Below are 13775 nucleotides of genomic sequence, written 5' to 3'. Positions count from 1 at the left end.
GGTCGGCGCAGCCGTCGACCAGGCGGCGCTCGACGGTCCCGCCACCGGGGCCCCCGCGGCGTCGCCGGCCGCCGCCACCTCGGCGGCCCCGGCAGCGAAGGCAGCCCCAGCCGCGAAGGCAGCCCCAGCCGCGAAGGCAGCCCCAGCCGCGCCCGCCGGTGCCGTGGCCACACCGCTGCGCGGTGCCGCCGCGCGCGTGGTCACCAACATGGAGACCTCGCTGCACGTCCCGACCGCCACGTCGGTGCGGGCGTTCCCGGCGAAGCTCCTCGCGGACAACCGCATCGTGATCAACCGCCACCTGGCCCGCTCCAGCGGCGGCAAGGTGTCGTTCACGCACGTCATCGGCTACGCGATGGTCAAGGCGCTCGCCGCCCACCCGGCGATGAACGCCTCCTACACCGAGGTGAACGGCAAGCCGGCGGTCGTCCAGCCGGAGCACATCAACCTCGGCCTCGCGATCGACCTGGTCACGCCGAAGGGCCGCCAGCTCGTCGTCGCCGCGGTGAAGAAGGCCGAGGCGCTGGACTTCCGCGAGTTCTGGATCGCCTACGAGGACCTCGTCCGCCGGGCCCGCACGAACAAGCTGACCACGGAGGACTTCTCCGAGGTCACCATCAGCCTCACCAACCCGGGCGGCATCGGCACGGTGCACTCGGTGCCCCGGCTGATGCAGGGCCAGGGCACGATCATCGGCGTCGGCGCGATGGAGTACCCGGCCGAGTTCTCCGGCGCATCCGCGAACACGCTGGCCAGGCTCGCGATCTCGAAGACGATCACGCTGACCAGCACGTACGACCACCGGATCATCCAGGGCGCCCAGTCGGGCGAGTACCTGCGCCGGATGCACCAGCTGCTGCTGGGCGAGGACGGCTTCTACGACGAGATCTTCCGGTCGCTGCGGGTGCCCTACGAGCCCATCCGCTGGGTGGCCGACATCCCCGTGGTGCACGAGGGCGACCTCGACCACGGCGCCCGGGTGCAGGAGCTGATCCACGCCTTCCGGGTGCGCGGGCACCTGATGGCCGACACGAACCCGCTCGAGTTCGCCATCCGCAGCCACCCCGACCTGGACATCATCAGCCACGGGCTGACGCTGTGGGACCTCGACCGCGAGTTCGCCGTCGGCGGGTTCGCCGGGCAGCGCACGATGTCGCTGCGCGACGTCCTCGGCGTGCTGCGCGACTCCTACTGCCGCCGGGTCGGCATCGAGTACATGCACATCCAGGAGCCCGACGAGCGGGCCTGGATCCAGGCCCGGGTCGAGCGCTCCGCCGAGCGCCCCGACCCGGCCGAGCAGCTGCACGTGCTGGAGCGCCTCGGCGCCGCGGAGGCGTTCGAGTCCTTCCTGCAGACCAAGTACGTCGGCCAGCGCCGGTTCTCCCTCGAGGGTGCCGAGTCGACCATCCCGACGCTCGACGAGGTGCTCGACCGGGCGGCCGACGCCGGCCTGGACGAGGTCGTCATCGGCATGGCGCACCGCGGCCGGCTCAACGTGCTCGCGAACATCGTCGGCAAGTCGTACCGGCAGATCTTCGACGAGTTCGAGGGCCACCTCGACCCGCAGACCGCGCACGGCTCCGGCGACGTCAAGTACCACCTGGGTGCCGACGGCGTGTACAGCGGTCGGTCGGGGCGCGAGGTGCCGGTGTCGGTCGTCGCGAACCCGTCGCACCTGGAGGCCGTCGACCCGGTCACCGAGGGTGTCGTCCGCGCCAAGCAGGACATCCTGGACAAGGGCTACTCGGGCTTCACCATCCTGCCCGTGCTGGTGCACGGTGACGCCGCGTTCGCCGGGCAGGGGGTCGTCGCCGAGACGCTGAACCTCTCCCAGCTGCGTGGCTACCGCACCGGCGGCACCATCCACCTGGTCATCAACAACCAGGTCGGCTTCACCACCTCGCCGGACTCGAGCCGCTCGTCGGTCTACGCCACCGACGTCGCCCGGATGGTGCAGGCGCCGATCTTCCACGTCAACGGGGACGACCCGGAGGCGTGCGTGCGGGTCGCTGCGCTGGCCTTCGAGTACCGCCAGGCGTTCCACAAGGACGTCGTGATCGACCTGCTCTGCTACCGGCGTCGCGGCCACAACGAGATGGACGAGCCGTCGTTCACCCAGCCGCTGATGTACGACACGATCGCCAGCAAGCGCTCGGTGCGCAAGCTCTACACGGAGGCGCTGATCGGCCGCGGGGACATCACCCGCGAGGAGGCCGAGGAGGCGATGAAGTCCTACCGGGCGGAGCTGGAGAAGGCGTTCGCGCAGACGCGGGACACCACACCGTCCGGCGCGGCCCCACAGCCGCGGATCGTCACCACGCCGGAGGAAGCCGCCGCGGCCGCCGCGGTGAGCACCGCCGTGCCGCTGGAGGCCGTCAAGCGGGTCATCCAGACGCAGGTCACCCTGCCCGAGGGCTTCACCGTGCACCCGCGGCTGCGGCCACAGGTCGAGCGGCGCGCGCAGATGGTCGAGTCCGCCGGGATCGACTGGGCCCTCGCCGAGACGCTCGCGTTCGGCACCCTGCTGCTCGACGGCCGCTCGGTCCGCCTGACCGGGCAGGACAGCCGCCGCGGCACCTTCGGCCAGCGCCACGCCGTGCTCGTCGACCGCCACACCGCCGAGGACCACACCCCGCTGCGCACGCTGCGCCACGGCCTCGACGGCACGGAGAACAACACCGCCGTCGGCACCTTCTACGTCTACGACTCGCTGCTCAGCGAGTTCGCGGCGATGGGCTTCGAGTACGGCTACGCGGTGGCCCGCTCGGACATGCTGGTGCTGTGGGAGGCGCAGTTCGGCGACTTCGCCAACGGCGCCCAGTCGATCATCGACGAGTTCATCACCGCCGGCGAGGCGAAGTGGGGGCAGCGCTCCTCGCTGGTCCTGCTGCTCCCGCACGGCTACGAGGGGCAGGGGCCGGACCACTCCTCGGCCCGCATCGAGCGGTACCTGTCGCTGTGCGCGGACAACAACATGACGGTGTCCGCGCCGTCGTCCCCGGCCAGCTACTTCCACCTGCTGCGCCGCCAGGCACTCTCGCCGGTACGCCGCCCGCTCGTCGTCTTCACACCGAAGTCGATGCTGCGGCTCAAGGCGGCCACCTCGGCGGTGGAGGAGCTCACCGGCGGCGCCTGGCAGCCGGTGATCGACGACGCGGCCGTCGCTGACCCGTCGGCCGTGCGCCGGGTGCTGCTGTCCTCCGGCAAGGTGTACTACGACCTGGCCGCCGCGCGGGACAAGCACGACGACGCCGGCCGGTTCGCGCTGCTGCGCGTCGAGCAGCTCTACCCGACCCCCGGGCCGGAGCTCGCCGCGGTGCTGGAGCGCTACCCGAACGTCGACGACGTCGTCTGGGTGCAGGAGGAGCCGGCGAACCAGGGCGCCTACCCGCACATGGCGCTCAACATCGCCGAGTACCTGCCCCGCGGGATCCGGCTGCGCCGCATCTCCCGGCGGGCCGCCGCCGCGCCGGCATCTGGTTCGTCGCGAGTGCACGAGCGCGAGCAGCGGGCGCTCGTCGAGGCGGCCTACGAGATCTGAGCCGTACCCGGCCGGTGGCTGCCTCCCGTGGGCGGTGGCCACCCGCCGGTGGGCTAGCCTGATCCTCGCGGACGGCATCGTCAGCGGGCACCATCCGCGACGGCGCCCGGAGCAGGCACCGGGGCGTCACGGGGGCGGGGGATCGGCCGGGCAACAGGAGCGCGGATGTACTTCACCGATCGCGGTATCGAGGAACTCGTCGACCGTCGCGGCGAGGAGACGGTCACCTTTGAGGGCCTCGCCGACTCGCTGCGCGCGTTCGTCGATGTGCACCCGCAGTTCGAGGAGGCGGTGGAACGCCTCGCCACCTGGCTCGCCCGCCCCGACGACGACCCGGACCTCTGAGCTCCCCGGCCGGGGGGCGAGATGATCAGCCGGGAACCAGGACGAGCTTGCCGAAGACGTCCCCGGCCGCGAGCCGCTCGAACGCGCCACGCGCCTGCGCCAGCGGCCGAACCTCCTGCACGGGCGGGCGGATGCCGGTACGCGCGAGGAAGCCGACCAGATCCGCGAGTTCGCCGCGGCTGCCCATCGTCGAGCCGATCACCGACAGCTGCAGGAAGAAGATCCGGGTGAGCTCGGCCGGTGGATTCGGCCCGCTGGTCGCGCCGGACACGACGATCCGGCCGCCCGGGCGCAGCGAGCGCACCGAATGCCCCCAGGTCGCGGCACCCACCGTCTCGATGACCGCGTCGACCCGAGCGGGCAGGCGCGCACCGGGCTCGAACACCGCGTCCGCGCCGAGCGCCGCGGCGCGACGCCGCTTGTCCTCGTCGCGCGACGTCACGAACACGGTGTGCCCGGCGGCCTTGGCGATCAGCAGCGCGGCGGTGGCGACCCCGCCGCCCGCGCCCTGCACGAGCACGCTGCCGCCACCGGCGGCCGGCAGCCCGGACCGGGAGACGACCATCCGGTACGCGGTGAGCCAGGCCGTCGGCAGGCAGGCCGCCTCCTCCCAGGAGAGCTCCGCGGGCTTGGGTACGAGGTTGCGCCGCGGCACCGCGACCCGCTGCGCGAGCGTGCCCGGATGCAGTTCGGAGAGCAGGGTCCGGCGCGGGTCCAGCGTCTCGTCGCCGCCGCCCGCCGCCGGATCCCCGATCACCGCGTGCACGACGACCTCCTCCCCCTCGGCGGTGACGCCCGCGGCGTCGCAGCCGAGGATCATCGGGAGACGGTCCGCCGGCAGGCCCACCCCACGGAGGCTGAAGAGATCGTGATGGTTCAGCGAGGCGGCCCGAACCTCGACGGTGGTCCATCCGTCCGGCGGCGTGGGCTCGGGCCGATCCCCGATGTCCAGTCCGTCGAGTGGGCTGTCGGGGTGCAGGGCGACGGCGGCGACGGCAAGCACACGTCGAACCTACGGCCGACCGCGCCGCGGGGCGAGTATCCGCCGGCGGCCGCGGCGCCGATCCCGACGAACACGGATCCTCCGCCCCGACCCGCGCACGCGCCCCGCCGGTGTGCTGAACTCATCGCCGTGGGCAGAACGAGCGCGTGCGAGGCGGTGGGCAGGCCGTGGTGACCCACCAGGACGGCCCGGGCACGCCCGAACGGCATGGCTCCCACCGCCGGCTGGGCTGGCGCCGCCGGCGGCGGCCGGCGCCAGCGCCGGAGGCCCCCGCCACGGTCATCATCGACGGCACGCCGGTCATCACCGTGCTCCCCGCGGACTTCGTCTGCTGCTCCTACAAGGGCTGCGGGACGCTGCGCCCCCTCGCCGAGGCGGCCGAGAACCGCCCCTGCCCGGGCTGCAACCGCGTCTGACGGCTCGTCCCGGCCGGCGGGAGGCACGGACCACACCCCGCCCCAGCACTCCTGACGAACCAGCCCCGGAAACGGCACAGGGCCCCGCGGAGAAGCTCCGCGGGGCCCCGAGAACCCGATCGCCGGTGCTGGCGGCGCGATGGCCGCCCCGGCCATGCCCGCGGCCCACGCTCCGGCCGCCCACCCCGCACCGGTGCCCCACCCGCACCGGTCACGCTCCCGCCACACGGGCGCGTGATCCTCCACTGCTCGGCTCAGCGCCGGGCGACCCCGTCCGCCCGGGCGGCCGCGGCGACCGCGGCGGCGACGGCGGGAGCGACCCGCTCGTCGAACACACTCGGGATGATGTGGTCCTCGGTGAGCTCGTCGGCGATGACGGCGGCGAGCGCGTCGGCGGCGGCGAGCTTCATGCCCTCCGTCACCCGGCTGGCCCGCACGTCGAGGGCACCGCGGAACAAGCCCGGGAAGGCCAGCACGTTGTTGATCTGGTTGGGGTAGTCGCTGCGCCCGGTCGCCACGATGCGGGCGTACTTGTGCGCGACCTCCGGGTCCACCTCCGGGTCCGGGTTCGCCATCGCGAAGATGATGGCTTCCGGCGCCATGGTGGCGACCGCCTCCTCCGGCACCTTGCCGGAGGACAGACCGAGGAACACGTCGGCGCCGTTGAGCGCGTCCGTGATCGAACCGGTCAGGTGCGCCTTGTTGGTCTCCGCGGCGAGCGCCGCCTTGACCGAGGTGAGGTTGTCGCGGCCGGGGTAGATGATGCCGCGGCTGTCGCCGACGGCGATGTCGCCGATGCCGGCGGCGAGCAGGATCCGGGTCACCGCGACGCCGGCCGCACCCGCTCCGGACACCACCGCGCGCAGGTCGCCGAGGGTCCGCCCGGTCAGCTTCGCGGCGTTCTCCAGGGCCGCCAGCGCCACGATCGCCGTGCCGTGCTGGTCGTCGTGGAAGACCGGAATGTCGACCCGCTCCTGCAGCAGCCGCTCGATCGCGAAGCAGCGCGGCGCCGAGATGTCCTCCAGGTTGATCCCGCCGAAGCTCGGGGCGAGCCGCACGACGGTCTCGACGACCTGCTCGACGTCCGTGCAGTCCAGCGCGAGCGGCACCGCGTCGACGCCGCCGAAGTGCTTGAACAGCGCGGCCTTGCCCTCCATGACCGGCAGGGAGGCCGCGGGGCCGATGTCACCCAGGCCGAGCACGGCGGTGCCGTCGGTGATGACGGCGACGACGTTGGAGCGCCAGGTGTAGTCGTCGGCGAGGGCCGGCGTCTCGGCGATCGCCGTGCACACCCGGGCGACGCCGGGGGTGTAGGCGAGCGAGAGGTCCTCGCGGTTCTCCAGCGGGACGGTGAGCGCAACGCCGATCTTCCCGCCGCGGTGCAGGGCGAAGGCGGGGTCGTCGTCGGACGGCCGGGGGCTGACCGCGGCCAGCTCCGACGCGGCGGTGGAGTCGAGGGTCGAATGGTCAGTGGTTGCGGTCACGGAGGTTGCTCCTCGGACAAGCCGCCGGTGGACCCGCTGGGGCGGTCGTGGTCCCACCAGGACGGCGGCTACAAGGTTGCCCGCCCCCCGAGCGTGGCGTGGTCCGCGGGAGGGCGAGCCTGAGCGGTCCCACCACATCGTGTGGGGCGGGACAAGAACCCGGGGGGTGCCCGGGGCACATCCAATATGGCACGCGGGCCCGGCGCCGTTCACCGTAAGGTTTCGCTCACGGCGAACAGGTCGAGCAGGGTTGCCGCGGGATCGAAACGGACCGACACGAACCGGGTGCGGATGCGTGGCCGAAGTATCACATGATCAGGGGTGGGTGCGGTTCGAACCCGCTCATGTCACACGTCGCGCCGCGCGGAGCCTAGTGGTCGTCAGTGCACATCGATGCCTTTCGTCATGGGGCCAGGATATCCGGCCTCGCCGCGACAATCGCCTTTTCGAGGACTGCCTCCGGCAGCGGGATCAGCGGCTCCACACCGGCGCCGAGACCCTCCCCAACCTGCAGCGTGGACGAAGTTCTCGCAGGTCAGGTACCCAAAGGGCGATGCGGCCGGGCCGCCGTGAAGGTCGTTGCCGAGTGGCCCCGCGCACCCGACGAGTTCTTCGACACGAACACAAAAACTATCGCCGGAATGGATATCGACCTCGCCCGCCCGCCGGACCGTGGGCGTGGTCTCAGTGGCCAGCCCACGCGGGCCGTCCCCGACGCGAACCCGCCGGCCCGACCGCCGGCCGCCACGATCCCCACATGGCCTCGTTCGCAGGCACCAAGGAGCGGGATCGACATGCGGGACGGGCGACCCCGGCCGCGACCCGAGAACATGACTCCAGGCGGCACTGGCATAACCCCCGGTAACGGACGGGCCCGCCCACCCACCAGCGGAGCCAGTCCTCCGCAAGAGCCACACCTGTGCACCAACGCGTCCCGACAGGGCCGCGCGGCCTGCTGTGGGCCGTCGCGGGTAACCGGTACCGTCACAGTCGTGGAGATCAGCGAACTATCGGTTCCGGACGCCTGGGTGTTCACCCCGCGTCAGCACTCCGACAGCCGCGGGACCTTCCTGGAGTGGTTCCGCTCCGACGCCCTGGCCGAGGTCGTCGGCCACCCCCTCGCCCTGTCACAGGCGAACCACAGCGTCAGCCGCAGCGGGACGCTGCGCGGCGTGCACTACGCGCAGGTTCCACCGAGCCAGGCGAAGTACGTGACCTGCGTGCGCGGGCGCGTCCTGGACTGCGTCGTCGACATCCGCACCGGCTCGCCGACCTTCGGCGCCTTCGCCTCCGTCGTCCTCGACGACGTCGACCGGTGCGGGCTGTACGTCTCGGAGGGCCTGGGGCACGCGTTCATGGCGCTGACCGACGACGCGGCGATCTCCTACCTGTGCTCGACGCCGTACACGCCGGACCGGGAGTTCGGCATCCATCCACTCGATCCGGACCTGGCGCTGCCCTGGCCACCGGAGCTCGTGCCGCTGCTGTCCGCGAAGGACTCCGCGGCGCCGACGCTGAAGGAGGCGGAGTCCGCCGGCCTGCTGCCCACCTACCGCGAGTGCCAGGCGCTCTACCGGGAGCTGCGCGCCGCCGGCGCGGCCGCGAGCGTCGGCGCGGGTGGCGGGCGGTGATCCGGGTCGCCGGACCGGGGGACGTCGAGGACGTCCTGGCGCTGGTCCGGCAGCTCGCCGCCTATGAGAGCGAGCCCGGCGCGGTCGCGATGACCGCCGCCGACCTGCAGGCCGCCCTCTTCGCCCCGATGCCCAGCGCCCACTGCCTGGTCGCGACCCCGGACCCGCTGTCCGCCCCCGACCAGGCTACCGCGCAGGGGGTGGTCCCGCCCCCGGTCGTGGGCTTCGCGATCTGGCATCCGACCTTCTCGACCTGGACCGGCCAGACCGGGATGCACCTGATCGACCTGTTCGTCCGCGCCGAGCACCGCCGGGCCGGGCACGGCCGGGGCCTGCTCGCCGCGCTGGCGGCGATCGCCGTCGAGCACGGGCACCGCCGGCTGGAGTGGGCGGTCCTCGACTGGAACACCCCCGCCCACGGCTTCTACCGCTCGCTCGCGGCCCACCCGCTCGACGGCTGGACGACCTGGCGCCTCGACGGCGATGCCCTGACCGCCCTCGCCGCCCAGGCCAGCCCGTGCCCCGGCATCTCACTGTTCCCCCACACCCAGCACACCGAAGACCCACCCACCGCCGGCCCGCCGGCCGCGCCGGCCTGACCGTCGCGCCACCCTCACCCTCACCCCGCACCCGCTAAAAGCGGCATAAATCGGTCATTTTACCCAGCAGACGGACACCGCACCGGGGGCACGGAAGCCGCGACCGTACCCTTCGCGACGACTTTCGATCACCCGACCTGCGGCACCCGCGGACGGCTGGGTACGGTGGAGGCGGTGGCCGTCACCGGACGCCGACAAGCGCCTATCCCAACCGGGCATGACCGCTCCGCCGGGGGCACGACCGTCCCGCAGGGACGTGGTTGCGCTGGCATGAGGGACGTCACGGCCGGGCGGAGGAGGCTTGACGGGGTCGGCGATCGGGAAGGCAGTCACCTACAACATCATCGTTAGTCCGGCTACGGCCACCCGCGAGGGACCCACCCCTCGCACGACGCAGGCTCTTTGGGGGTAGGAACGTGGATCCGACGCCTTCGACCGGCGGCGCGGAGAACTCCGACACCATCGACAGCCACACCGCCCATTCCGGCGGACTGCGCGACGTCGTCGCTCTCACGCTGCCCGCGGCAAGCGCGTACCTGACCGTGCTGCGCACCGCGACGGCGTCGCTGGCCGCCCGGCTCGACTTCACCCTCGACGACATCGAGGACCTGCGGATCGCCGTGGACGAGGCGTGCGCGCTCCTGCTCGTCTCCGCGGTACCCGGTTCGTCGCTGGACTGCACCTTCACGCTGTCGCCCGGGGTGATGCACGTGCTGGTGACGGTCGAGAGCCTCGACGGCGAGCCGCCGTCGGAGGACACCTTCGCCTGGACGGTGCTCAAGGCGCTGGCCGGGGACGTCGAGGCCTACACCGGTCCCGGCTCCAAGGTGAGCATCACGCTGCAGAAGCGGCGCGGAGTGCGGGCGGACCTGGGTGAGCCGCCCGCCGGCCACGTGCGGGGCTCGGGCGCCGCCGACGCGGCCCCGTCAGTGGACGCGGTAGGTACATCGTGACGTCCACCGGCAGAACCCCGACCCCGCCGCGCACCGCGCCCGACGAGGACCCGCGTGCGCCGGACCCCGTGGCCGCGCTCAGCCAGCGCGCCGCGGCGGTGGACGACCAGCCGACCGACGGCGGACCCGCGGCCGGCAACGGGCAGGCCACCCAGGACGAGCGGGGCGCGCCGTCCCGCACCGGCTCCGACCCGGCCGCCCACTCCGCCGCGACCGGCGGTTCCGCGCCGGCGGCCGAGGCGGGCGACCAGCCGACGGGCGAGGCCACCACCGAGCGGTCCCACTCCCCGGACCGGGCGATGGCCCGCGCGCTGTTCGTGCGCCTCGCCGAGCTGCCCGAAGGCGACGCGGAGCGCGCCGCCATGCGCGACCAGCTCGTCCGCATGCACCTCCCGCTGGTCGAGTACCTCGCCCGCCGCTTCCGCAACCGCGGCGAGCCGCTCGACGACCTCGTCCAGGTCGCCACCATCGGCCTGATCAAGTCGGTGGACCGGTTCGACCCCGAGCGCGGCGTCGAGTTCTCCACCTACGCCACCCCGACGATCGTCGGCGAGATCAAGCGGCACTTCCGGGACAAGGGCTGGGCGATCCGCGTCCCCCGCCGCCTGCAGGAGCTCAAGCTCTCGCTGACCAAGGCGACCTCCGAGCTCTCGCAGACCCTCGGCCGCTCACCGACAGTCAGCGAGATCGCCCGGCACCTGCAGATGAGCGAGGAGGACGTCCTCGAGGGCCTGGAGTCGGCGAACGCCTACTCCGCGGTCTCGCTCGACGCGCCCGACTCGGGCGACGACGAGGCACCCGCCGTCGCGGACACCCTCGGCGTCCAGGACGAGTCGCTGGAGGGCGTCGAGTACCGGGAGTCCCTCAAGCCGCTGTTGGAGAAGCTGCCGCCGCGAGAGAAGCGGATCCTGCTGCTGCGCTTCTTCGGGAACATGACCCAGTCCCAGATCGCCACCGAGCTCGGCATCTCCCAGATGCACGTCTCCCGGCTGCTCGCGCGCACCCTGGCCCAGCTGCGCCGCGGCCTGCTCGAGGACGGCTGAGCGCTCACGGGCGACGCGGACGGCGGGCGGTGGGCGGGACGCCTGCCTCGGCGTCGTCCCCGCGCGTACCGCGCCCGCCGGAAGCTCGCTCACCCGGGCCGCGGGCGTCCGGCGCCGACGGGCCGAACCCGCCCGCGACCAGCAGCGAGCCGACGATGAGCAGCGGCACGACGAGCAGCGGCACGCCGTAGCCGTAGTCCCCCGCCTGCAGCAGGCCCCAGGCCACCGGCAGGCACAGCACCTGCACGACCAGGGTTGGCGACCTGAACGCCGCCCCCCGTCGCAACACGCCCCCTGCCAGCACCGCGATCCCCGCGGCTCCGATCAGCGCGAGCACGCCGCCGGTCTCCGCGCGGCCCACGTCGTCGATGTCGGAACCGAACCCGCGCAGCACCTGCAGGACGCCGAGCGCCAGCAGCACGAGTGCCTCGGCCGTGAGCAGCACACTGGCCAGCCGGGCCGGTACGGACGCGCCGGCCACGGCCGCGCGCACCGCGCCGAGCCGCCCGGTGCCAGGCCGGTCCGTGCCAGGCCGCCCGGTGCCGAGCCGCCCGGTGCCAGGCCGGTCGTCGCCGGGCCGACCGGCGGAGCGACGGGTGGATCCCATATGCCCGACACTACGTCCACTCCCGACGCGCCGTCGCGAGCCGATCCCCGGCCGTCGCCGTCTGACGAGGTCACCCACCGCCCGCGCGGTCTGTCATGTTTCCCCGATGTGAGAGTTTTCCCAGGCGCCGCCCGACCTGTGCGGGCGGACTACGGTAGAGACATGCGAGGGCTGCTGGTCGTCAACCCCGTCGCGACCACCACAACCGAGCGCGTCCGTGACGTCCTCGCCAGCGCGCTCGCGGCGGACCTCGCGCTGGAGACGGTGGTCACCAAGGGCCGTGGGCACGGGATGGAGCTCGGCGCGCGCGCCGTGGAACTCGGTGTCGACGTGGTGATCGCCCTCGGTGGCGACGGCACGGTCAACGAGATCGTCAACGGTCTGCTCCAGAACGGTCCGATCCCGGACGGTCCCGCGTTCGCGGTCGTGCCCGGCGGCAGCACCAACGTGTTCGTCCGTGCCCTGGGCTACTCCGCCTCGCCCGTCGAGGCGACCGGGGAGCTGCTGGACGCGCTGCGCGCGGGGCGCAGCCGGCGGATCAGCCTCGGCCAGGCCGCCTGGGGTGAGGAGCGCCGCTGGTTCAGCTTCTGCTTCGGCGTCGGGCTGGACGCGCGGGTGGTGGACCGGGTGGAGCGCAAGCGCAGCCGGGGCCGGCGCAACACCCCCGGGCTGTTCCTGCGGGCCGCGGCCGCCCAGCTGTCCGGCCGGGCCGACCGCGGTGCCCCCACCATCGAGCTGGAGACGACCGACGCCCACACCCCCGGTGATCCCGCGGCGATCGGCGTCACGCCAGGGCCCGAGTCCGACCCCGCCGGCGTCCGCGCGCAGACCGAGGCGCCCGGCGGTGCCGCGGGCGAGGGAGCGGGGGACGACGAACGGCGGATCGCGCTCGGCATCGTGTGCAACACCCGGCCGTGGACGTACCTGGACTCCCGCCCGGTGCTCGCCTGCCCGGACGCGTCGTTCGACACCGGCCTGGACCTGGTCGCGCTGCGCCGGGTCCGGCTGTCCTCCGTGCTGCGCGCGGGGTCGCAGATGCTCGGCGACGGCGAGGGCCCCCGCGGGGGCAACGTCGTGCGCCACCACGACGCGGCGACGATCCGCTTCCGCTGTGCCGACCCGCTGCCCATCCAGATGGACGGCGAGTACCTCGGCGAGAGCCCCGAGATCCTGCTCTCCCACCACCCGCACGCCCTGCGCGTCATCGCCTGACCGCCCGGCGGGCGCCGGGCCCGCGACGAGCGGCGGTCCCAGCGCCCGCTCGGCTCAGGTCGCCGGGTGGCCCCCGGGTGGGTTCGGGTCCTCGGCCGCGAGGGCCCGGCGGACCTCGACCGGGTCGTCGCAGATGATCCCGGCCACCCCGGCGTCGTGCAGGGCACGGGCCACGTCGGTGGTGGTGACCGTCCAGGTGACCAGGCGGACCCCGGCCTGCCGGGCGCGGATGGCCGCGTCCGCCGAGCCCAGCACGGCGCTGGTGTGCGCGTGCAGCTCGGCGTGGCGGGCCGCGCGGACGTAGCCGAGACCGCCGCCGACGGACATCCGCGGCATCGTCAGGAACGCCGTCGCCACGGCGAGCTCCGCGTCCCGCACGGCCTCGATGGCGAACCAGTCGAACGAGGAGACGGTGACACCGGGGGCGCCGGCGTCGAGCTCGGCCACGGCGGGCCTGGGGCCGGTGTACCCGCGGGCGCGCAGCGCTTCCACGAGGGCCCTGGCGGTGCGTTCCCGCGGGGCGTCGAAGTCGGGCTGGCCCGGCTGGTTCTTGATCTCGCAGACGAGCCGGCCGCGACCGGCCCAGACATCGATGATCTCGTCGAGCAGGGGGATTCCGCGGGCCCGCAGCGCGGCGGTGGACTGGCGGATCACCGCGCGACCGGCGGGACGGGACAGCCGCGCGTCGTGCACGCAGACCAGATCCCCGTCGGCGCTGCGTCGCACATCGATCTCGACACCGTCGGCGCCGGCGCCGAGCGCCGCGTCGACCGCCTCGACCGTGTTCTCCGGGCCGGGGACCCTGCTACCTCGATGACCGAGAACCTGCATGGCCCCAACCCTGCCATCTCCGACCCGGCGCGCGTGTCACGGCAGGGGGAGCAGGGCGCCACAGCGGGGTCGCAGTCGCGCACACACCCCCGAAGGGGCATCGATGCCCA

Annotated in this window: 12 protein-coding genes; 8 read left to right on the top strand and 4 right to left on the bottom strand. The window is 73.4% G+C overall.

The window, feature by feature from the left end; genetic code table 11:
- On the top strand, positions 1-3541 hold a 3541-nt coding region (locus tag AC6EXY_RS16255; RefSeq protein ID WP_499842357.1), incomplete at its 5' end, for a multifunctional oxoglutarate decarboxylase/oxoglutarate dehydrogenase thiamine pyrophosphate-binding subunit/dihydrolipoyllysine-residue succinyltransferase subunit.
- 165 nt (positions 3542-3706) lie between these two features.
- Positions 3707-3886: a DUF6104 family protein gene (locus tag AC6EXY_RS16250; RefSeq protein WP_101829636.1), complete on the top strand. Its 180-nt coding sequence runs from the start codon at positions 3707-3709 to the stop codon at positions 3884-3886.
- A gap of 25 nt (positions 3887-3911) precedes the next feature.
- Here AC6EXY_RS16250 and AC6EXY_RS16245 read toward each other — a convergent pair whose 3' ends face one another.
- Positions 3912-4889: a zinc-binding dehydrogenase gene (locus AC6EXY_RS16245; RefSeq protein ID WP_101829635.1), complete on the bottom strand. Its 978-nt coding sequence runs from the start codon at positions 4887-4889 to the stop codon at positions 3912-3914.
- 167 nt (positions 4890-5056) lie between these two features.
- Between AC6EXY_RS16245 and AC6EXY_RS16240 the strand changes: the two genes are divergently transcribed.
- Entirely contained in the window at positions 5057-5305 is a 249-nt protein-coding gene (locus tag AC6EXY_RS16240; protein ID WP_101829634.1) for a hypothetical protein, read from the top strand.
- Positions 5306-5559: 254 nt separating this feature from the next.
- Here AC6EXY_RS16240 and AC6EXY_RS16235 read toward each other — a convergent pair whose 3' ends face one another.
- Entirely contained in the window at positions 5560-6789 is a 1230-nt protein-coding gene (locus AC6EXY_RS16235; protein WP_101829633.1) for an NAD(P)-dependent malic enzyme, read from the bottom strand.
- Between the two features lie 992 nt (positions 6790-7781).
- Here AC6EXY_RS16235 and rfbC point away from each other — a divergent pair.
- The 4 genes from rfbC (at position 7782) to AC6EXY_RS16215 (ending at position 11015) form a co-directional block, all read left to right on the top strand.
- Positions 7782-8420: a dTDP-4-dehydrorhamnose 3,5-epimerase gene (gene rfbC, locus AC6EXY_RS16230; protein ID WP_101829632.1), complete on the top strand. Its 639-nt coding sequence runs from the start codon at positions 7782-7784 to the stop codon at positions 8418-8420.
- Positions 8417-9019 carry a GNAT family N-acetyltransferase gene (locus tag AC6EXY_RS16225; RefSeq protein WP_101829631.1) on the top strand — a complete coding sequence of 201 codons (603 nt, stop codon included), beginning with the start codon at positions 8417-8419 and terminating at the stop codon, positions 9017-9019. The genes rfbC and AC6EXY_RS16225 overlap by 4 nt, the downstream gene beginning before the upstream one ends.
- A gap of 416 nt (positions 9020-9435) precedes the next feature.
- Entirely contained in the window at positions 9436-9972 is a 537-nt protein-coding gene (locus tag AC6EXY_RS16220; RefSeq protein ID WP_101829630.1) for an anti-sigma factor, read from the top strand.
- Positions 9969-11015 carry an RNA polymerase sigma factor SigF gene (locus AC6EXY_RS16215; protein ID WP_101829629.1) on the top strand — a complete coding sequence of 349 codons (1047 nt, stop codon included), beginning with the start codon at positions 9969-9971 and terminating at the stop codon, positions 11013-11015. The genes AC6EXY_RS16220 and AC6EXY_RS16215 overlap by 4 nt, the downstream gene beginning before the upstream one ends.
- A gap of 4 nt (positions 11016-11019) precedes the next feature.
- On the opposite strand, the gene AC6EXY_RS16210 is transcribed toward AC6EXY_RS16215, so the two are convergent.
- On the bottom strand, positions 11020-11622 hold the full coding sequence (locus AC6EXY_RS16210) for a hypothetical protein (protein WP_243407047.1): 603 nt from the start codon (positions 11620-11622) through the stop codon (positions 11020-11022).
- Positions 11623-11784: 162 nt separating this feature from the next.
- Here AC6EXY_RS16210 and AC6EXY_RS16205 point away from each other — a divergent pair, with 162 nt between their 5' ends.
- Positions 11785-12834 carry a diacylglycerol/lipid kinase family protein gene (locus tag AC6EXY_RS16205; RefSeq protein WP_101829628.1) on the top strand — a complete coding sequence of 350 codons (1050 nt, stop codon included), beginning with the start codon at positions 11785-11787 and terminating at the stop codon, positions 12832-12834.
- A 54-nt stretch (positions 12835-12888) separates the two neighbouring features.
- Here the strand turns inward: AC6EXY_RS16205 and AC6EXY_RS16200 are convergent, their stop codons facing one another.
- The gene (locus AC6EXY_RS16200) at positions 12889-13665 is read right to left on the bottom strand and encodes a glycerophosphodiester phosphodiesterase (RefSeq protein WP_499818210.1); all 777 of its coding nucleotides are present in this window, start codon (positions 13663-13665) and stop codon (positions 12889-12891) included.
- Between the last annotated feature and the right edge of the window lie 110 nt (positions 13666-13775).

The organism is Frankia sp. RB5, assembly GCF_059816245.1.
This window is presented reverse-complemented; position numbering and strand designations above follow the sequence as displayed.